This is a genomic window from Klebsiella terrigena (genome assembly GCF_006539725.1).
In the GTDB taxonomy this organism is placed as follows: domain Bacteria; phylum Pseudomonadota; class Gammaproteobacteria; order Enterobacterales; family Enterobacteriaceae; genus Klebsiella; species Klebsiella terrigena.
The window spans coordinates 104,172-124,001 of sequence record NZ_BJNO01000005.1 but is presented as its reverse complement, the minus strand read 5'-3'; the positions used below and the strand labels follow the sequence as shown (position 1 = coordinate 124,001).

General features: G+C 58.2%; 18 protein-coding genes and 1 riboswitch. Of the genes, 10 read left to right on the top strand and 8 right to left on the bottom strand.

Annotated features, from left to right (window positions below):
• The 5 genes from mraZ to leuO all read right to left on the bottom strand — a co-directional run bounded on the left by mraZ (position 1) and on the right by leuO (position 5,943).
• On the bottom strand, positions 1–459 hold the full coding sequence (gene mraZ, locus RTE01_RS08680) for a division/cell wall cluster transcriptional repressor MraZ (protein ID WP_041144041.1): 459 nt from the start codon (positions 457–459) through the stop codon (positions 1–3).
• A gap of 640 nt (positions 460–1,099) precedes the next feature.
• On the bottom strand, positions 1,100–2,104 hold the full coding sequence (gene cra / locus RTE01_RS08675) for a catabolite repressor/activator (RefSeq protein ID WP_041144040.1): 1,005 nt from the start codon (positions 2,102–2,104) through the stop codon (positions 1,100–1,102).
• 181 nt (positions 2,105–2,285) lie between these two features.
• Complete coding sequence (gene ilvN, locus RTE01_RS08670; RefSeq protein WP_041144039.1) at positions 2,286–2,777, bottom strand: acetolactate synthase small subunit; 492 nt, start codon at positions 2,775–2,777, stop codon at positions 2,286–2,288.
• Between the two features lie 2 nt (positions 2,778–2,779).
• Complete coding sequence (gene ilvI / locus RTE01_RS08665) at positions 2,780–4,504, bottom strand: acetolactate synthase 3 large subunit (RefSeq protein WP_041144038.1); 1,725 nt, start codon at positions 4,502–4,504, stop codon at positions 2,780–2,782.
• A 470-nt stretch (positions 4,505–4,974) separates the two neighbouring features.
• On the bottom strand, positions 4,975–5,943 hold the full coding sequence (leuO, locus tag RTE01_RS08660) for a transcriptional regulator LeuO (RefSeq protein WP_134528386.1): 969 nt from the start codon (positions 5,941–5,943) through the stop codon (positions 4,975–4,977).
• A 603-nt stretch (positions 5,944–6,546) separates the two neighbouring features.
• Here leuO and leuL point away from each other — a divergent pair.
• From leuL to aroD, 6 genes are all read left to right on the top strand, one after another.
• Positions 6,547–6,633, top strand: coding sequence for a leu operon leader peptide (leuL, locus tag RTE01_RS08655; RefSeq protein WP_115193567.1), 87 nt, complete (start codon positions 6,547–6,549; stop codon positions 6,631–6,633).
• 94 nt (positions 6,634–6,727) lie between these two features.
• Positions 6,728–8,299, top strand: coding sequence for a 2-isopropylmalate synthase (gene leuA / locus RTE01_RS08650; RefSeq protein ID WP_076946397.1), 1,572 nt, complete (start codon positions 6,728–6,730; stop codon positions 8,297–8,299).
• The gene (gene leuB / locus RTE01_RS08645; protein ID WP_041144036.1) at positions 8,299–9,390 is read left to right on the top strand and encodes a 3-isopropylmalate dehydrogenase; all 1,092 of its coding nucleotides are present in this window, start codon (positions 8,299–8,301) and stop codon (positions 9,388–9,390) included. The genes leuA and leuB overlap by 1 nt, the downstream gene beginning before the upstream one ends.
• A gap of 2 nt (positions 9,391–9,392) precedes the next feature.
• The gene (leuC, locus tag RTE01_RS08640; RefSeq protein WP_041144035.1) at positions 9,393–10,793 is read left to right on the top strand and encodes a 3-isopropylmalate dehydratase large subunit; all 1,401 of its coding nucleotides are present in this window, start codon (positions 9,393–9,395) and stop codon (positions 10,791–10,793) included.
• Positions 10,794–10,803: 10 nt separating this feature from the next.
• A complete protein-coding gene (gene leuD, locus RTE01_RS08635) occupies positions 10,804–11,409 on the top strand; it encodes a 3-isopropylmalate dehydratase small subunit (protein WP_041144034.1) in 606 nt (201 codons plus the stop codon).
• Positions 11,410–11,503: 94 nt separating this feature from the next.
• The gene (gene aroD / locus RTE01_RS08630) at positions 11,504–12,259 is read left to right on the top strand and encodes a type I 3-dehydroquinate dehydratase (protein WP_141334909.1); all 756 of its coding nucleotides are present in this window, start codon (positions 11,504–11,506) and stop codon (positions 12,257–12,259) included.
• A 42-nt stretch (positions 12,260–12,301) separates the two neighbouring features.
• Here the strand turns inward: aroD and RTE01_RS08625 are convergent, their stop codons facing one another.
• Together RTE01_RS08625 and sgrT are read right to left on the bottom strand one after the other, a co-directional pair.
• Positions 12,302–13,486 (bottom strand): sugar efflux transporter, encoded by a 1,185-nt coding sequence (locus tag RTE01_RS08625; protein WP_134525242.1) that lies wholly within the window; start codon positions 13,484–13,486, stop codon positions 12,302–12,304.
• A gap of 185 nt (positions 13,487–13,671) precedes the next feature.
• Positions 13,672–13,824 carry a glucose uptake inhibitor SgrT gene (gene sgrT, locus RTE01_RS08620; protein ID WP_071844885.1) on the bottom strand — a complete coding sequence of 51 codons (153 nt, stop codon included), beginning with the start codon at positions 13,822–13,824 and terminating at the stop codon, positions 13,672–13,674.
• Between the two features lie 87 nt (positions 13,825–13,911).
• On the opposite strand from sgrT, the gene sgrR reads away from it, so the two are divergent.
• From sgrR to thiQ, 4 genes are all read left to right on the top strand, one after another.
• Positions 13,912–15,567 carry an HTH-type transcriptional regulator SgrR gene (gene sgrR / locus RTE01_RS08615; protein WP_041144031.1) on the top strand — a complete coding sequence of 552 codons (1,656 nt, stop codon included), beginning with the start codon at positions 13,912–13,914 and terminating at the stop codon, positions 15,565–15,567.
• 61 nt (positions 15,568–15,628) lie between these two features.
• Positions 15,629–15,775: riboswitch (TPP riboswitch) on the top strand.
• Positions 15,776–15,807: 32 nt separating this feature from the next.
• On the top strand, positions 15,808–16,791 hold the full coding sequence (thiB, locus tag RTE01_RS08610) for a thiamine ABC transporter substrate binding subunit (protein WP_041144030.1): 984 nt from the start codon (positions 15,808–15,810) through the stop codon (positions 16,789–16,791).
• A complete protein-coding gene (gene thiP, locus RTE01_RS08605; RefSeq protein ID WP_115193574.1) occupies positions 16,767–18,377 on the top strand; it encodes a thiamine/thiamine pyrophosphate ABC transporter permease ThiP in 1,611 nt (536 codons plus the stop codon). Before thiB ends, thiP begins: the two co-directional genes overlap by 25 nt.
• Positions 18,361–19,062 carry a thiamine ABC transporter ATP-binding protein ThiQ gene (thiQ, locus tag RTE01_RS08600; RefSeq protein ID WP_041144028.1) on the top strand — a complete coding sequence of 234 codons (702 nt, stop codon included), beginning with the start codon at positions 18,361–18,363 and terminating at the stop codon, positions 19,060–19,062. The genes thiP and thiQ overlap by 17 nt, the downstream gene beginning before the upstream one ends.
• On the opposite strand, the gene RTE01_RS08595 is transcribed toward thiQ, so the two are convergent.
• Entirely contained in the window at positions 19,049–19,813 is a 765-nt protein-coding gene (locus RTE01_RS08595; protein ID WP_115193575.1) for a DedA family protein, read from the bottom strand. The genes thiQ and RTE01_RS08595 overlap by 14 nt on opposite strands.
• Positions 19,814–19,830: the final 17 nt, after the last annotated feature.

The following is a 19,830-nucleotide window of genomic DNA, read 5'->3' as shown; positions in this document are numbered from 1 at the left end:
TTATAAAGACAAATCCTGCAGTCGCTCCGGCAGTTCCCCGGTTGCGGACTGCTCAGCGTCGATATCTTCCTTGACCCGTTGATACCAGGTCGTTTCATCCCACAGCTCAAACTTATTGAACTGCCCGACCAGCATCACTTCTTTTGTCAGCCCGGCATGCTGCCGTAACACCGGAGCGATCAAGAGCCGCCCGGCATTATCCATCTGACATTCGCTGGCATGTCCCAGAAGCAGACGCTGTACGCGCCGCTCAGCGGGGTTCATGCTCGACAAACGCGACAATTTTTGCTCGATGATTTCCCATTCAGGCAAGGGGTAAAGCAGCAGGCACGGGTGATGAATGTCAATGGTGCAAACCAATTGACCGGAAGCGCTCTCAATCAGCCCGTCGCGGTAACGCGTCGGTACGGCCAGACGGCCTTTGCTGTCGAGATTGACTAACGTTGCCCCACGGAACATGCCAGCCTCACCCCTTTTCGCCACTTTAACCCACAAATTCCCACCAGAAGGAGTTTACGGAGCGGAGGAAAAGCTTGTCAAGCCAGCACGAATACCAACGAAGCTTAAAAACCCATTATTTACCGCCGATATTAGGCCTGATGATAAAATCATCAACAAACGAGGCAAATTAACGTCATGAATACGTGTAAGAAAACAACCAACAAATTCGTAACAGTTAAAAGCAACAAAATATCTTCGGCGGGAAAATATAAAGTGTCAGTTTGCGACGCGAGCGGCATTTTAGGCGATTCTGATGCCCGTTAACAGTGCCTGATGTCTGCGGAGAGGCTCTCTTGTCGCGGGGTGGCGAAGATTGGGGGTATTGTCTGCGATAAAATGAGTGTTAATTCAGCGATTAACTCAGTGAATGTAACAAAATAATACAAATATCGGCCGGGAGATCTTTTCTTATACCCATCAGGTGCAAGAAAGCCCCTACTCCAGAATAAAACAAAATAATGCGTAAAGAAGTTTAGGGATTTGTCTGAAAGATATTCAGTTTTGCATTTTTAAGCCAATTTGTATGGATTATCGCCAGACGTGCATCCGTCTGGCGAGCGGCGGCAGAATTATCCCGGCAGCCCGCTGCCGGAAATATTCAACGACGGTTCAGGCTCCCGCGGCGATACAAATTCCGGCGAATCCGGCTTAGGCCAGGCTTTGGCTTGCGCGGTTCATCGAGGCTGGCGAGGACGATCTCCAGCACGCGCTCGGCAACGTCACGGTGGCGCTGAGCCACTGCCAGCACCGGACACTGGAGGAAATCCAGCAGTTCGTTATCGCCGAAGGTCGCAATCGCCAGCTCGGAGGGCAGCTTGCCTTCCCGACGCAGCGTCACGTCCATCACGCCCTGCAGCAGCGGGAACGAGGTGGTAAATAGCGCCTGCGGCATCGGATGGGTTTCCAGCCACTTTTCAAACAGCTGACCCGCCGCTTCGCGCTCGTAGCTGTTAGCGTAGAGATACTGCACCTCACGCGGATCGTCCTGCCACGCGGTCCGGAAGCCCTGCTCGCGCAGGAAGCTCACCGACAGCTCCGGCAAAGCGCCAAGATACAGCACGCTGTCGCCGGGGAATTTGCGCAGCTCGGCACCGAGCATTTCCGCATCGTCGCGATCGGCACCGACAACGCTGGTGAAGTGTTCACGATCGAGCGCGCGATCGAGCGCAACTATCGGGAACGGATCGTTGGCCCAGCGCTGATAGAACGGGTGCTCGGGCGGTAATGAGGTCGACACGATAATCGCATCGACCTGGCGCTGCAGCAGGTGCTCAATGCAGCGCATCTCGTTATCGGGCTGATCTTCCGAACAGGCGATCAGCAGCTGATAGCCACGCTGGCGCGCCTGCCGCTCGAGGTAGTTAGCAATGCGGGTATAGCTGGTGTTTTCCAGATCCGGAATAACCAGACCAATAGAACGCGTGCGTCCTGCACGCAGGCCGGCAGCGACCGCATTCGGGTGATAGTTGTGTTCACGAACCACAGCCATCACCTTTTCGACCGTTTTATCGCTCACGCGGTACTGTTTCGCTTTACCGTTAATCACATAGCTAGCGGTGGTTCGCGAAACACCGGCCAGCCGGGCGATTTCATCCAGTTTCACAATTGCCCCTTGGGTAATTTAGTACAGAACATAACCTTTCTTCAGGTATGGATTCATTTTCATAACATCTAAACGCAGAACAGTTAGCACAGCAACCGGTTTTGTCTCCAGTTCCTACCGATTTCGCAAAAAAATAGCCCGACAGTTTGTGCCGGGCTATTTTTAGCTCATTTTCAGCGACTCAGCGCATTATTTTGTCGCCGCGCGACAGGCCAACGACGCCCGAGCGAGCAACTTCAACGATTCTCGCAACGTCACGCAGCGAGGCGATGAATGCATCCAGCTTATCGCTGGTGCCAACCAGCTGAACGGTGTAGATAGACGGGGTGACGTCAATAATCTGCCCGCGGAAGATCTCGGTGTTGCGCTTGACCTCCTCGCGGCCAAAACCGCTTGCCTGCACCTTCACCAGCATAATCTCGCGCTCAACGTGCGAGTTTTGTCCGAGCTCGCTGACGCGCAGCACGTCCACCAGCTTATGCAGCTGCTTTTCGATCTGCTCAATCGCTTTCTCATCGCCCACGGTCTGAATCGTCATTCGCGAGAGCGTCGGGTCATCGGTGGGCGCCACCGTCAGGCTTTCAATGTTATACCCACGCTGCGCAAAGAGACCAATAACGCGCGATAAGGCGCCCGATTCGTTTTCCAGTAATACCGATAATATCCGGCGCATAATCAGGTTCTCTCCGTTTTGCTCAACCACATCTCGTCCATCCCGCCGCCGCGGATATGCATCGGATACACGTGCTCGCTGCCGTCAACCGTTACGTCGACGAAGACCAGACGATTATTACGCACCTGCTCCAGCGCTTCGGTCAGCTTCGACTCCAGCTCCTGCGGCTCGTTAATGCGAATCCCTACGTGACCATACGCTTCTGCAAGGCGGACAAAGTCCGGGAGCGACTCCATATACGACTGCGAGTGGCGGCCGGAATAGATCATGTCCTGCCACTGCTTCACCATCCCGAGATAGCGGTTATTCAGGTTCAGCACCAGAACCGGCAGTTCGTACTGCAGCGCGGTGGAAAGCTCCTGGATATTCATCTGAATACTGCCGTCGCCGGTGACGCAAATAACGGTCTCATCCGGCAGCGCCATCTTCACGCCGAGCGCCGCGGGCAGGCCGAAGCCCATCGTGCCCAGGCCGCCGGAGTTGATCCAGCGTCTCGGCTTATCGAAGGGATAATAGAGCGCGGCAAACATCTGATGCTGGCCGACGTCCGAGGTGACGTAGGCATCCCCGTTGGTCAGACGCCAGATAGTCTCGATCACCGCCTGCGGTTTAATCTTGCCGCTTTGCTTATCGTATTGCAGGCAGTGACGCGCGCGCCACTGCTCGATCTGCTGCCACCAGTCGCGAAGCTCATCCAGCGGCTGCAGCGCCTCTTCCTGCCCCAGCAGCTCCAGCATCTGCTCCAGCACCTGACGGGCATCGCCAACGATCGGCACATCGGCCGGCACCGTTTTCGAAATTGACGTCGGATCGATGTCGATATGCAGCACCGTGGCATTCGGGCAGTATTTTGCCAGATTGTTGGTTGTGCGATCGTCAAAGCGCACGCCAACGGCGAAAATCACGTCGGAGTGGTGCATCGTCATATTGGCTTCATAGGTGCCGTGCATGCCCAGCATGCCCAGCGCCTGCTGGTGCGAGGCCGGGAAAGCGCCCAGCCCCATCAGCGACGACGCGACCGGCAGATTCAGTTTTTCCACCAGGCTGTACAGCTGCTCTTCGCATTGGGCGTTAATCGCCCCGCCGCCAACGTATACCACCGGATGTTTGGCCGCGATCAGCGTTTGCAGAGCGCGTTTAATTTGTCCTTTATGCCCGCTGGTTGTCGGGTTATAGGAGCGCATGCTGACCGCATCCGGCCAGACGTACGGCAGCTTGTTCGCCGGGTTGAGGATATCTTTCGGCAGATCGACAACAACCGGGCCGGGACGGCCGCTGGCCGCCAGCCAGAAAGCTTTCTTCAGGACGCCGGGGATATCTTCGGTTTGCTTAACCAGGAAGCTGTGCTTCACCACCGGTCGGGAAATACCGACCATGTCGCACTCCTGGAAAGCGTCGTAACCAATCAGGGAAGTCGCCACCTGTCCGGAGAGGATTACCAGGGGGATAGAGTCCATGTAAGCCGTCGCAATGCCGGTAATGGCGTTCGTGGCCCCGGGCCCGGAGGTCACCAGCACGACCCCGACTTCGCCCGTTGCGCGGGCGAGACCGTCCGCCATATGCACCGCGGCCTGCTCGTGGCGGACCAAAATATGATCGATACCGCCGAGGGTATGTAGCGCATCATAGATATCGAGGACCGCCCCCCCGGGATAACCGAATACTTGCTTGACGCCCTGATCGACAAGCGACTGGACGACCATCTCGGCTCCTGACAACATCTCCATGGTTTGCCTCCCGGCTTATTGTTTTTAACGACAGCGGAACTCAATTTCCGCGCGTTCGCACAATGCGCAGAGTTTCGTCTTCGCATTGAGGTGAATGGACTGCGTGCCTTTACCATAACTGGTCGCTAACGGGCAGGCAATTCACTACCGCGGGGACATGAGAGGTATTAAAAGAATAAAAAAGAGGATTTAATAAAAAATCAGGTGGAAAACTTCACCGACAGGAATTGACGCAAATCATTACTCGGACAAATTGCCGTGCCGCAGGAAATCATCCATTTTTCATCTGAATCTGCCGCTAGCCGCCGCCGCTAAACAGAATAAAATTCTGCCTTGTTGCTTGCTAATAGATAAAATCATCCGAAAATCGCCGCGGCGTTAGCCCCGGTCAGCGACAGGCCCAAATATCCCCTGCTGCCTGCTCACAAAGCAGGAGCCGCGGCTCCCGTTTGTGGTGATGTACGCACAGATTAGCGCCGGCAGATACTGACCAGCAGTTCTTCCATCCACTGGTGGCCTTTATCGCGACCCGCGGCTTCGTGCCATGAGAGATAGCAGGTCCGGCTATTAACCTGCAGCGGCAGCGTGACCAGCTGCAGGTTAAGCTTATCCGCGAATTCAGCCGCCAGCCAACGCGGCGCAATAGCCACCATTTGCGTTTGCGAAACCACGTTTAATACGCTGACCATCGCATTGCCCTGATAGGCAATTCGCGCCTGTTTATCGAGAGTGCCATACCAGGGCTGGCTGAATGAAGCATAGCGATCCAGGGCCACAACCGCGTGCTCTTCCCGATAAATGTCCTCTTCCGCCAGCAATCCGCTAATACGCGGATGCTGACGACTGGCGACTAATACCATCTCATCGTTAAACAGCGGCACGCAGGCAAATTCAGGGCGGCGAAACTCTTCATAGCCCACCACGAATTCAATTTCCTGATAACGTAATTGATGGTCGGTATTTTGATTCAGCGCCGATTTAAAAATCAAATGAATATTTGGCGCGGCTTCACTAACTTTATTGAGGATTGTGGCGGTCAAATAGTTATCCAGCGGACTGCACACGCATAAATTAAACACCCGCTCGCTGCTTATTGGCTCAAAGCCGGAGCCCGGCAGCTCGTTCTGCACCAGCTGCAGAGCCTGGCGCACCGAGCCAAACAGCTGGAACGCACGCGCCGTTGGCTGAATCCCGCGGCCGTAGCGCACGAACAGCTCGTCATTAAACATCACCTTCAGACGCGATACCGCGTTGCTGACCGCCGGCTGCGACATCCCCAGCGAATGCGCCGCACGAGTAATATTCTGCTCCTGCATCACCGCATCAAAGACGGTGAGCAGATTGAGATCGACCATGCGTAGCTGAGGTTTCGTCACCTCCGTCGCAGGGGCTGCTTGATATTCAATACTTTCAATTATCATATCTAATTTCACCATCAGGCTAAATTCCCTTTGCACAAGTACAGTAATTAATGCTGAAAATATCATTTAGCACGCATATGAAATTTGCAAAAGGGTAAAAATGAATTTTAGGAATATATCAAAGTTATGATTTCGGCAAAAATAAGCAGAATGAGAAAATAGCCGATTCATTTTAACTATATCGATTACTTGATGGCGCTAAGTTTACTCATAACTTATAAGGATAAACAACGGCAGGAATAGTTAACTTAAATTGAAGCAGCATTAAAGTATCGAGTGAACACGCTATTAAAATTAACATATCGTTATCATAGATAATTAGCCTGAACTCATTTAAATATATTCACATGGCAAATATTCTCAGTCTTTTCATTAAGATGGCTGCCGTCGCCGCCGCGACAGCGTGAGGCCTTGAATGAAAAGGAAATTGTGTGAATGTTTTAAATGGCCTCGCCCCTGCCGCGGCACCAAAAACGATTGTCGGCAAAAAAGCGCGATCTTCAGCACAATTAGCTAATTCAGTGTCAAGGTAAAAAGACGTTTTTCCCCCTCAGGGGTTGACATCAAAAGGCGTATCCAGTAACTCTAAAAGCATATCGATTTCATCTGGAGTATGACGCAATGATTCGCAGCACTCGTTTCACCAGCCTACTACTACTAAACGCATCCAATTTGCGCGGTAGGCTGCTGGGCGACGTTAAGCGTTAGTCATCTTCCAGTAAGACTATAAAACCCGCGCCATTGCGCGGGTTTTTTTATGCTCGTCAGCAAGGCGCCCAGGACACCGATTAAGGATTTAACCATGAGCCAGCAAGTCATTATTTTCGATACGACCTTACGTGACGGTGAACAAGCGTTACAGGCCAGCCTGAGCGTTAAAGAGAAGCTGCAGATTGCCCTGGCCCTTGAGCGTATGGGCGTAGACGTGATGGAAGTCGGCTTCCCTGTCTCATCTCCGGGCGACTTTGAATCCGTACAGACCATCGCGCGCACCATCAAAAACAGCCGCGTCTGCGCCCTGGCGCGCTGCGTAGAGAAAGATATCGATGTCGCGGCCGAATCCTTAAAAATCGCCGAAGCGTTCCGTATTCATACGTTTATCGCCACCTCGCCGATGCACATTGCCACCAAGCTGCGCAGCACCCTCGATGAGGTGATTGAGCGTTCGATCTATATGATTAAACGCGCCCGTAACTATACCGACGACGTTGAGTTCTCCTGCGAAGATGCCGGCCGTACGCCGATTGCTGACCTGGCGCGCGTCGTTGAAGCCGCCATCCGCGCCGGCGCTACCACCATTAACATCCCGGACACCGTCGGCTACACCATGCCGTTCGAATTCTCCAACATCATTACCGGCCTGTACGAGCACGTGCCGAACATCGACAAAGCGATCATTTCAGTTCACACCCATGACGATTTGGGCTTAGCCGTCGGCAACGCCATTGCCGCCGTCCACGCCGGCGCGCGCCAGGTCGAAGGCGCCATGAACGGCATCGGCGAACGCGCGGGCAACTGCTCGCTGGAAGAAGTGATCATGGCCATCAAGGTGCGTAAAGACATTATGGACGTGCGCACCCGCATCAATCACAACGAAATCTGGCGCACCAGCCAGACCGTCAGCCAGATTTGCAACATGCCGATCCCGGCGAACAAAGCCATCGTCGGCACCGGCGCTTTCGCCCACTCTTCCGGTATTCACCAGGACGGCGTGCTGAAGAACCGCGAAAACTACGAAATCATGACCCCGGAATCCATCGGCCTGAATCAGGTACAGCTGAACCTGACCTCCCGCTCCGGCCGCGCGGCGGTGAAACACCGCATGGAAGAGATGGGCTACAAGGAAAGCGACTACAACATGGACCACCTGTATGACGCCTTCCTGAAGCTGGCGGACAAAAAAGGTCAGGTCTTTGACTACGACCTGGAAGCGCTGGCCTTTATTAACAAGCAGCAGGAAGAGCCTGAGCATTTCCGCCTGGACTACTTCAGCGTGCAGTCCGGCTCCAACGCCATCGCCACCGCCTCCGTCAAGCTGGCCTGCGGCGATGAAGTGAAGTCCGAAGCGGCTAACGGCAACGGTCCGGTCGATGCCGTATATCAGGCCATCAACCGCGTTACGGCGTATGACATCGAGCTGGTTAAGTATGGTTTAAGCGCCAAGGGCCACGGTAAAGATGCGCTGGGCCAGGTGGATATCGTCGTTAACTACAACGGTCGCCGCTTCCACGGCGTCGGGCTGGCGACGGATATCGTGGAGTCCTCGGCGAAGGCGATGGTTCACGTCCTGAACAACATCTGGCGCGCCGCTGAAGTCGAAAAAGAGTTGCAACGCAAAGCTCAGAATAACGAGAACAATAAGGAAACCGTGTAATGTCGAAGAATTATCATATTGCTGTTTTGCCAGGTGATGGCATTGGCCCGGAAGTCATGAACCAGGCGATGAAAGTACTGGAAGCCGTCCGTAACCGTTTCGATATGCGCATTACTACCAGCCAGTATGACGTTGGCGGCATCGCCATCGACCGCCAGGGCACTCCGCTGCCGCAGGCAACCGTAGACGGCTGCGAGCAGGCAGACGCCATTCTGTTCGGCTCGGTCGGTGGCCCAAAATGGGAACACCTGCCGCCGGCAGAGCAGCCGGAGCGCGGCGCGCTGCTGCCGCTGCGTAAACATTTCAAGCTGTTCAGCAACCTGCGTCCGGCGAAGCTGTATCAGGGGCTGGAAGAGTTTTGCCCGCTGCGCGCGGATATCGCCGCCAACGGCTTCGATATCCTGTGCGTCCGTGAACTGACCGGCGGCATCTACTTCGGCCAGCCGAAGGGTCGTGAAGGCAGCGGCCATCACGAGAAAGCGTTTGATACCGAGGTTTACCACCGCTTTGAGATCGAGCGCATTGCGCACATCGCGTTTGAATCGGCCCGCAAGCGCCGGAGCAAAGTGACCTCTATCGACAAAGCCAACGTGCTGCAGTCCTCCATTCTGTGGCGCGAAATCGTCGGCGAAATCGCCAAAGAGTACCCGGACGTTGAGCTGGCGCACATGTACATCGACAACGCCACCATGCAGCTGATTAAAGACCCGTCCCAGTTCGACGTGCTGCTGTGCTCCAACCTGTTCGGCGACATCCTGTCCGACGAATGCGCGATGATCACCGGCTCAATGGGCATGCTGCCCTCCGCCAGCCTCAATGAACAAGGCTTTGGCCTGTACGAGCCGGCAGGCGGCTCGGCGCCGGATATCGCCGGCAAGAACATCGCTAACCCGATCGCCCAAATCCTGTCGCTGGCGCTGCTGCTGCGCTACAGCCTCGATGCGGACGCGGCGGCAACGGCTATCGAAAGCGCGATCAACCGCGCATTAGAAGAAGGCATCCGTACCGGCGATTTAGCGCGCGGTGCGGCGGCGGTCAGTACCGATGAAATGGGCGACATCATTGCCCGCTATGTCGCTGAAGGGGTGTAATCATGGCGAAGACGTTGTATGAAAAATTGTTTGATGCTCACGTGGTTTATGAAGCGCAAAACGAAACCCCGCTGCTGTACATCGACCGTCATCTGGTACACGAAGTAACCTCCCCGCAGGCGTTTGACGGCCTGCGCGCGCACAACCGCCAGGTGCGCCAGCCGGGAAAAACCTTCGCCACCATGGATCATAACGTTTCGACTCAGACCAAAGACATCAACGCGTCCGGCGAAATGGCGCGTATCCAGATGCAGGAGCTGATTAAGAACTGTAACGAATTCGGCGTTGAGCTGTATGACCTGAACCATCCGTATCAGGGGATCGTTCACGTCATGGGCCCCGAGCAGGGCGTAACCCTGCCGGGGATGACCATCGTCTGCGGCGACTCCCATACCGCGACCCACGGCGCATTCGGCGCGCTGGCTTTCGGCATCGGGACCTCCGAAGTCGAGCACGTGCTGGCCACCCAGACCCTGAAGCAGGGCCGCGCCAAAACGATGAAGATTGAAGTTCAGGGCCAGGCGGCACCCGGCATCACCGCGAAAGATATCGTGCTGGCGATCATCGGCAAAACCGGCAGCGCCGGCGGTACCGGCCACGTGGTCGAATTCTGCGGCGAAGCCATTCGCAACCTGAGCATGGAAGGTCGCATGACCCTGTGCAACATGGCCATCGAGATGGGCGCGAAAGCGGGCCTGGTGGCACCGGACGCAACCACCTTTGATTACGTGAAGGGCCGTCTGCACGCGCCTAAAGGCCAGGACTTTAGCGATGCGGTCGCCTACTGGGAAACCCTGACCACCGACGCCGACGCCACCTTTGACAGCGTCGTCACCTTACAGGCCGCAGAGATTGCTCCGCAGGTCACCTGGGGAACCAACCCGGGCCAGGTTATCTCCGTCACCGACCTGATCCCCGACCCGGCCTCTTTCGCCGATCCGGTAGAGCGCGCAAGCGCGGAAAAAGCGCTGGCCTATATGGGCCTGAAGCCGGGCATCCCGCTGACCGACGTCGCGATTGATAAAGTCTTTATCGGCTCCTGTACCAACTCGCGCATTGAAGACTTACGCGCGGCGGCCGAAATTGCCAAAGGGCGTAAAGTCGCGCCGGGCGTGCAGGCGCTGGTTGTCCCAGGCTCCGGCCCGGTGAAGGCGCAGGCGGAAGCGGAAGGCCTGGATAAGATCTTTATCGAAGCTGGCTTTGAATGGCGTCTGCCGGGCTGCTCCATGTGCCTGGCGATGAACAACGACCGCCTGAACCCCGGCGAGCGCTGCGCATCCACCAGCAACCGTAACTTTGAAGGCCGTCAGGGCCGCGGCGGACGTACCCACTTAGTCAGCCCGGCCATGGCCGCAGCGGCGGCCGTCAGCGGCCATTTCGCCGACATTCGCGACATTAAATAAGGAGACCATCATGGCAGAGAAATTTACCCAACATACTGGCCTGGTGGTTCCGCTGGATGCCGCAAACGTCGATACCGATGCGATCATTCCCAAGCAGTTCCTGCAGAAAGTCACCCGCACCGGTTTTGGCGCGCACCTGTTCAACGACTGGCGCTTCCTCGATGACCAGGGGCAGCAGCCGAATCCGGAGTTCATTCTCAACTTCCCGGAGTACAAAGGCGCCTCGATTCTGCTGGCGCGGGAGAACTTTGGCTGCGGCTCATCGCGCGAACACGCGCCCTGGGCTTTAACCGACTACGGCTTTAAGGTGGTGATCGCGCCAAGCTTCGCCGACATCTTCTACGGCAACAGCTTCAACAACCAGCTGCTGCCGGTGACCCTGAGCGACGAGCAGGTCGACGAGATGTTTAAGCTGGTGCAGGCCAACCCTGGCATTACGTTCGAGGTGGATCTGGAAGCCGAAGTGGTGAAAGCAGGCGACAAGTCGTACAGCTTTAAAATCGACGCCTTCCGCCGCCACTGCATGCTGAACGGCCTCGATAGCATCGGCCTGACGCTGCAGCACGAAGGGGCGATCTCCGCCTACGAGAACAAGCAGCCGGCCTTTATGAACTAAAGCCGCCAGCGGCTCCCCTGCCCGGTCCATGACCGGGCATTTTTTTATGCCTTCTGAGCTGAGAAGGCCTCAGGAAATTCGCACAGGCCTCGATATGACGACAACCGTAACGGTTAAGAACCTCACCTTCCAGCAAGGTACCACCCGAATCTGCGTCCCGCTGATGGGCCAAACCCTCGATGAGCTGAAGGCTCGCGCTCGGGCGCTGGTAGAAGTCGATGCCGATATTATCGAATGGCGCGCCGACGGCTTTGCCCAGGTCGGCAGGACCGAACAGGTACTGCTGGCGCTGGCTGAAGTTCGCCAGATCCTCGCCGATACGCCGCTGCTGTTCACCTTCCGCAGCCAAAAGGAGGGCGGCGAGGCGCAGCTCGACGAGGCGGACTATTTTGCGCTTAACCGTCAGGTCGCGCTCAGCGGGCTGGTCGAGGTGATTGATATCGAGCTCTTCAACGATGAGACGCAGATCCGCACCCTGATCGATGATGCCCACGCCGCCGGCGTTAAGACGATCGTCAGCAATCATGATTTCCAGAAAACGCCGCCCGAAGAGGAGATTATTCGCCGCCTCTGCCGCATGCAGGAGCTGGGTGCCGACCTGCCGAAAATAGCGGTCATGCCGCAGTCTCCGCAGGATGTGCTGACGCTCCTCTCCGCCACGCTGGCGATGAAGGAGAAGCACGCTACCGGCCCGATCGTCACTATGTCGATGGGCAAAATGGGCGGCATCAGCCGGGTTACCGGGCGACTGTTTGGTTCAGCGATGACGTTCGGCAGCGCGGGCCAGGCCTCTGCGCCGGGGCAAATCGCCATCCGCCAGCTGCGGGAAACGATCGATATCCTCTCCTGAACTCGCCCGCCCGCGGCGATCCGCGGGCGGGTAACGGGCGGGCTAGATATCTTTCACTTTGCCGGTTAAAAACAGGGTCACCAGCGAAATCGCCGCGATCGCCCAGTAAACGCTGGCGTGGCCGTAGCTCTGCGACAGCGCCCCCTGCAGCACGCCGGCGAGGATCACGCCGGTGGAAATACTGTTGGTAAACAGCGTGGTGGCCGCTCCCGCGCGTCCCGGCATCAGGTCCTGGAACCACAGCATGCCGATCCCGGCGACAATACCGATAAAAATCGCGTTAAACAGCTGCAGCGCCAGCAGCGCCGTGCGGTCGTGGAACAGGATCAGCCCGGCGTAGAACAGCACCCCGGCGGCTACGGCGGCGACCATCATGCGACGCTTGCCCCAGCGTTTGACGTAGTAGCCCGCCAGAATCATCGCCGGGATCTCCAGCCCGGCCGCGGTGCCCATCAGGATCCCGGCCAGGCTATCCGGCAGGCCGAGATCGCTGCTGATCCACAGCGGCATATCGATGATGTACATGGTGTTGCAGGTCCACATCAGCGTCGAGGCGATAAACAGCATGCGCACGTTTTTATCCTGCCAGCCGCCGGCCTGCGCCACCGCGCCTGCCGCCTCGGAAGGCTGCTCCACCCGCGCCACCGACGGCAGCTTGCAGGCGATCAGTACCAGGCTAATCACAAAAATAGCGGCCGCAATGGAGAACATGGTGGTAAAGCCGTAGTTCAGCGCCAGCATAAAGGCCAGCGGCGGGCCGATAACCCACGCCAGCGACAGCTGGGCGCGCATGATCGAACTGAACATCACCACTTCCCGCGCCGAGCTGTCGGCATACTCCCGCGCCAGGGCGAACAGCTGCGGCATCGCGGCATTGGCGATAGATGCCAGCATCACGCCGCAGGTAATCAGGGTTAAGTAGTGGCGATTGAAGGCAAACAGCAGCGCGTTGCCCACGGCCATCAGGCAGCAGAACATAATCAGCCGGCGGCGGTCGCCCTGGCTATCGGAGCGCTTCGCCAGCGCCAGGCTGACCGCGATCCCGGCAATGGCGTTAACGGTGTAAAACAGACCGACCCAGAAAGGCTGCGCGCCCACCTCACGGCTGAGAAACAGGCTGAGCGTCGGGGCCTGCAGCGCACCGGCAATCCCCATCATAAAAGCGACCAGCATAAAAGCCGCATAGACGCCGTTAAGCCGCCGTCCCATCGTCATTAACCACAGCATGTCATGTCCTTAGCACGCGAAGAAAACGAAAAAAGCCAGCAGAAGTCATCTGCTGGCGGGTGATTTTATACTCTATCTGCTTCAGGTTACAGGCCGACGGCCGCTACAAGCAGGCCGCGCTAATGCCGGGAACGCGAAAGTGGACAGGTACGCACCAATACTCAGTCACACATGATATCGGCAAGTTAACGATCGGAGGTCGGCGACGTAACTCCCCACTGCATCAGCTCGCCGAGTATTTCCTGCCGTCGTCCTGCCATCAGGCGGGCTAGCCATGACGCATCCTGCGTCGCAGAAAAGTAGCGTTGGTAGAACTGTTTAGCGGTTGACCTCGTCATATTCATCTCCTCGCTTCATCGAAATCCATTATTGGCCTAATATGAGGATTAATAAATTGCTGAGTTTTCATCAGGAGTTCCCCTTTTATGTCTTCTGCCCGTCTGCAACAACAGTTCATCCGCCTGTGGCAATGCTGCGAAGGGAGGTCGCAGGAGACGACGCTCAACGAGCTGGCTGAGATGCTAAGCTGCTCGCGCCGTCATATGCGAACCCTGCTGAACATGATGGAAGAGCGCGGCTGGCTAACCTGGGAGGCGGAAGCGGGACGCGGTAAGCGCTCAAAGCTGGCTTTCCTCTACACCGGCCTAGCGCTGCAGCAGCAGCGGGCGGAAGATCTGCTGGAGCAGGATCGCATCGATCAGCTGGTGCAGCTGGTCGGCGATAAGGCCGCCGTGCGCCAGATGCTGGTCTCCCACCTCGGACGGAGCTTTCGCCAGGGGCGGCATATTCTGCGCGTGCTCTACTATCGGCCGATGAAAAATCTGCTCCCCGGCAGCGCGCTGCGCCGTTCGGAAAACCATATCGCCCGGCAAATCTTCAGCGCCCTGACGCGGGTAAATGAGGAAAACGGGGAACTGGAAGCCGATATTGCCCACCACTGGCAGCAGCTATCGGCCACCCACTGGCGCTTTTTTTTGCGTCCCGGCATCCACTTTCACCACGGACGCGAGCTGGAAATGGAGGACGTGATCGCCTCTTTGCAGCGCAGCAACGCCCTGCCGCTGTACGCCCATATTGAGCGCATCGTCTCGCCGACCGCCTGGACGCTGGATATCCATCTGACGCAGCCGGATCGCTGGCTGCCGTGGCTGCTGGGCCAGGTTTCAGCGGTGATACTGCCGCGCGAATGGCAGTCGATGGAGAACTACTCCTCGATGCCGATCGGCACCGGCCCCTATGCCGTCGCGCGCAATAACCAAAACCAGCTTAAGATCCACGCCTTCGACGACTACTTCGGCTATCGGGCATTAATTGACGAGGTCAACGTCTGGGTGCTGCCGGAGATTGGCGAGGAGTCGAACGGCGGCTTAACCCTGCAGGGCACCACCCAGAGCGAGAAAGCCGTCGAAAGCCGCCTGGAAGAGGGCTGCTACTACCTGCTGTTTGATTCCCGCAGCCCGCTTGGCGCCAATGCCGCCGTCCGCCAGTGGCTGAGCTATCTGTTCCAGCCGGCGAACCTGCTCTACCACGCGGGCGAACATTACCAGGGCAACTGGTTCCCGGCCTACGGCCTGCTGCCGCGCTGGCACCACGCGCGCAGCCACGCCTGCGAGAAGCCCGCGGGCCTCGAGTCGGTGACGCTGACCTATTATCAGGACCACATTGAGCATCGCGCGATCGGCGGCATTATGGCGACGCTGTTAGCCGAGCATCAGGTCAGGCTGGAGATCCGCGAGCTGGAATACGCGGAGTGGCACCGCGGCGAGGTGGTCAGCGACATCTGGCTAAACAGCGCCAACTTTACCCTGCCGATCGACTTCTCCCTCTTCGCCTGGCTGTATGAAGTCCCGCTCATTCGCCACTGCATCCCGATTGACTGGGAGGAGGACGCTGGCCGCTGGCATGCGGGCGAGTTAAACCCTGCGACCTGGAGCCAGCAGCTGCTGGCCAACCAGACGATCGTCCCGTTGATCCACCACTGGCTGATGATCCAGGGCCAGCGCAGCATGCGCGGCGTGAGGATGAATACCCTCGGCTGGTTTGATTTTAAATCGGCGTGGTTTGCGCCGCCGGAACCCTAGCGCCTTCCCCAGCGGGCGCTTAAGCACTTTCGGTCCGCTAACAAAATCATTACACTAGTCGCCGTTCTCAACGGGGTGCTAATAAACATACGCCGCTTCATTCAGGTTGCATCGTGACAGCCTGCAGGATGCAGCGTATGGGCTGAGAAAATACCCGTCGAACCTGATCCGGATAACGCCGGCGAAGGGATTTGAGGCTCACTCAAAATCCTTTGCCACCCCTTTTTTGTGAGGTGCAAAGTGTTGAAAAAATTACTCCCGCTGCTGGTGCTGGTCGCCGCTCCCGCGTTGGCTAAACCCGTTCTCACCGTCTATACCTACGACTCCTTTTCTGCGGACTGGGGCCCGGGTCCGGCCGTCAAAAAGGCCTTTGAAGCCGACTGCGGCTGCGAGCTGAAGTTCGTGGCGCTGGAAGACGGCGTTTCGCTGCTGAATCGCCTGCGCATGGAAGGCAAAAACAGCAAAGCCGATGTGGTGCTCGGACTGGACAACAACCTGCTGGAAGCGGCGGCGCAAAGCAAGCTATTCGCCAAAAGCAACGTGCCGACCGACGCGCTCAGGGTACCCGGCGGCTGGAACAACGATACCTTCGTCCCCTTTGATTACGGCTATTTCGCCTTCGTCTACGATAAAAACAAGCTCAAAAATCCGCCTAAAAGCCTGAAGGAGCTGGTTGAGAGCGACCAGAAATGGCGGGTGATCTACGAAGATCCGCGCACCAGCACGCCGGGCCTCGGCCTGCTGCTGTGGATGCAGAAGGTGTACGGCGATAAATCCCCGCAGGCGTGGGAGAAGCTGGCGGCGAAAACCGTCACCGTCACCAAGGGCTGGAGCGAGGCCTACGGCCTGTTCCTGAAGGGGGAAAGCGATCTGGTGCTGAGCTATACCACCTCTCCGGCCTATCACATCATCGAAGAGAAAAAAGATAACTACGCGGCGGCCGGCTTCAGCGAAGGCCACTACCTGCAGGTCGAAGTGGCGGCCCGCACCGCGGCCAGCAAGCAGCCGGAGCTGGCGGAGAAGTTCCTTAAGTTTATGGTCTCTCCGGGGTTCCAGAATGCGATTCCGGCGGGCAACTGGATGTACCCGGTCACTCAGGTGACGCTCCCTGCCGGCTTTGACACGCTGATCAAACCGCAGACCACCCTGGAGTTCACTCCGCAGCAGGTCGCTGGCGAACGGCAGAACTGGATTAACGCATGGCAACGCGCCGTCAGCCGCTAACCATCGGCTGGCTGCTGCCGGGCCTGACGGCCGCCACCGTGCTGGTCGTGGTGGCGCTGGCCGCTTTTCTGGCGCTCTGGAGCAGCGCGCCGGAGGCGGCCTGGATGACTATCGTCGGCGATAGCTATCTCTGGCACGTCGTTCGCTTCTCCTTCTGGCAGGCGTTTCTTTCGGCGCTGCTCTCGGTGGTGCCGGCCATATTTCTTGCCCGCGCCCTCTACCGGCGCCGCTTTCCCGGCCGCACGCTGCTGCTGCGCCTGTGCGCGATGACGCTCATCCTGCCGGTACTGGTGGCGGTATTTGGCATCCTGAGCGTTTACGGACGCCAGGGCTGGCTGGCGGCGGCATTTAACGCGCTGGGATGGCAGTGGGATTTCTCGCCCTACGGGCTGCAGGGGATCCTGCTGGCGCACGTCTTCTTCAATATGCCGATGGCGACCCGCCTGCTGCTGCAGGCGCTGGAGAATATCCCCGGCGAACAGCGGCAAATTGCGGCCCAGCTTGGCATGCGCGGCTTTCACTTTTTCCGCTTCGTCGAGTGGCCGTGGCTGCGGCGGCAAATTCCTCCGGTGGCGGCGCTGATCTTTATGCTCTGCTTCGCCAGCTTCGCGACCGTCCTCTCTCTTGGCGGCGGCCCGCGGGCCACCACCATTGAGCTGGCAATCTATCAGGCGCTAAGCTTTGATTACGATCCGGCCCGCGCGGCGATGCTGGCGCTGATCCAGATGAGCTGCTGCCTCGGGCTGGTGCTGCTCAGCCAGCGCCTGAGCAAGGCCGTGGCGATCGGCGTGACCCACGTTCGCGGCTGGCGCGACCCCGACGATCGCCTGCACAGCCGCCTCACCGACTTCGTGCTGATTGCCGTCGCGCTGCTGCTGCTGCTGCCGCCTCTGCTGGCGGTCATCATTGATGGCCTGAATAACAATCTGGCGCGGGTACTGGCCCAGCCTGAGCTATGGCAAGCCCTGTCGACCTCCCTGCGCATCGCGCTGGCCGCCGGGATACTCAGCGTGATTCTAACGATGATGCTGCTGTGGAGCAGCCGCGAGCTGCGTATCCGCAGCCGCCCGCTGGCCGGCCAGGCGCTGGAGCTCAGCGGGATGCTGATCCTCGCCATGCCGGGGATTGTGCTCGCGACCGGCTTCTTTTTACTGCTCAATAATAGCGTTGGCCTGCCCGACTCCGCCGACGGCATCGTTATCTTCACCAATGCGCTGATGGCCATCCCCTATGCGCTGAAGGTGCTGGAAAACCCGATGCGCGACGTTGCCGTGCGCTACGGCATGCTCTGCAATTCGCTGGGAATAAGCGGCTTTACCCGCCTGAGGGTCGTTGAGCTGCGCGCCCTGAAGCGCCCGCTGGCCCAGGCGCTGGCCTTTGCCTGCGTGCTGTCGATCGGTGATTTCGGCGTGGTGGCGCTGTTCGGCAACGACGATTTCCGCACCCTGCCGTTCTATCTGTATCAGCAGATTGGCGCCTATCGTAGCCAGGACGGTGCCGTAACCGCCCTGCTGCTGCTGGCGCTGTGCTTTGTCCTCTTTACCGTGATTGAGAAGCTACCGGGGCGTGATGTTAAAACTGAATGATGTAACCTGGCTGTACCAGCACCTGCCAATGCGTTTCACCCTTTCCGTGCAGCGGGGCGAACGCATTGCGGTGCTCGGCCCCAGCGGGGCGGGAAAAAGCACGCTGCTGAACCTGATCGCCGGCTTTTTGCCGCCGGCGAGCGGCAGCATCGTCATTGACGGCGAGCCGCATACCGCGACGCCGCCCGCCCGTCGCCCGGTATCAATGCTGTTTCAGGAAAATAACCTCTTCAACCATCTCACCATTCGGCAGAACATCGGCCTCGGCATGCACCCTGGCCTCAAGCTGAGCGCCGGGCAAAACGCCAGCCTGCTGGCCATTGCCGAACAGATGGGCATCGATTCCCTGCTGGAGAGGCTTCCCGGCGAGCTCTCCGGCGGCCAGCGCCAGCGCGCGGCGCTGGCGCGCTGTCTGGTGCGCGAGCAGCCGGTACTGCTGCTGGATGAGCCGTTTTCCGCGCTCGATCCGGCGCTGCGCCAGGAGATGCTGATTTTGGTTGCGGAGGTGTGCCAGCGCCGCAGTTTGACGCTGCTGATGGTGTCGCATAGCGTGGAGGATGCCGCCCGCATCGCCCCTCGGTCGCTGGTGGTGGCCGACGGGCGCATCGCCTGGGATGGCGCCACCGATGCGCTCTTAAGCGGCAACAGCAGCGCCTCGCATCTGCTCGGGATCAGCGCGCGATAACGTGGTGCAGAATATTGAGATAGACCGGCATTAGCGGGTGGCGAACCACCAGAGTTAACGCCACGCCCGCCAGCACCAGCGCCAGGGGTGACAGCCACAGCAGGCGCGCGCGCGGCAGCAGCCGGGTCAAGCGATCGCTTGTTTTCGCGCTACGCCACAGGCGCCAGCAGAGCCAGCCTGCCAGCCACGCCAGCAGCGCGGCACCCAGCAGCAGCCACTTAAAGCTGGCGCTGTTCTCATCGGCGGGGATATCAATGGCCGCGCCGGCAAGAATGCCCGGTAAAAAGTAGAGCGGCGGCCACAGCAGGCAGCCGATAATATTCGGCAGAATAAATTTCGCCACCGGCAGGTCGAGCATCCCGGCAACCATCGGCACCAGCGGCCGCGTCGGCCCAACGAAGCGCCCGATCAGGATCGTGACCATGCTGTGCTGATGCAGCGCGTGCTCGGTCTTATCAAGCAGCGCCTTGTTTTTCTTCATAAACGACCAGCGATGCAGCGGTTTTTTAAACCGCCAGCCGAGCCAGAATGAGATCCAGTCGCCGAATAAACAGCCGACGATACCCGCCAGCCACGCCTGCCAGAAGTTAACCTCACCGCTGCCGATCAGCGCGCCCAGCCCGGCCATCATCACCGTGCCCGGCAGTATCAGCCCGACCAGCGCCAGCGATTCAAGAAAGGCGACCAGCATCACGGCTATCAGCGAGTAGACCGTGGATTGGGTGATAAAATGTTCCAGCAATGCTTGCATAGTGTGCCCGGTTTAAA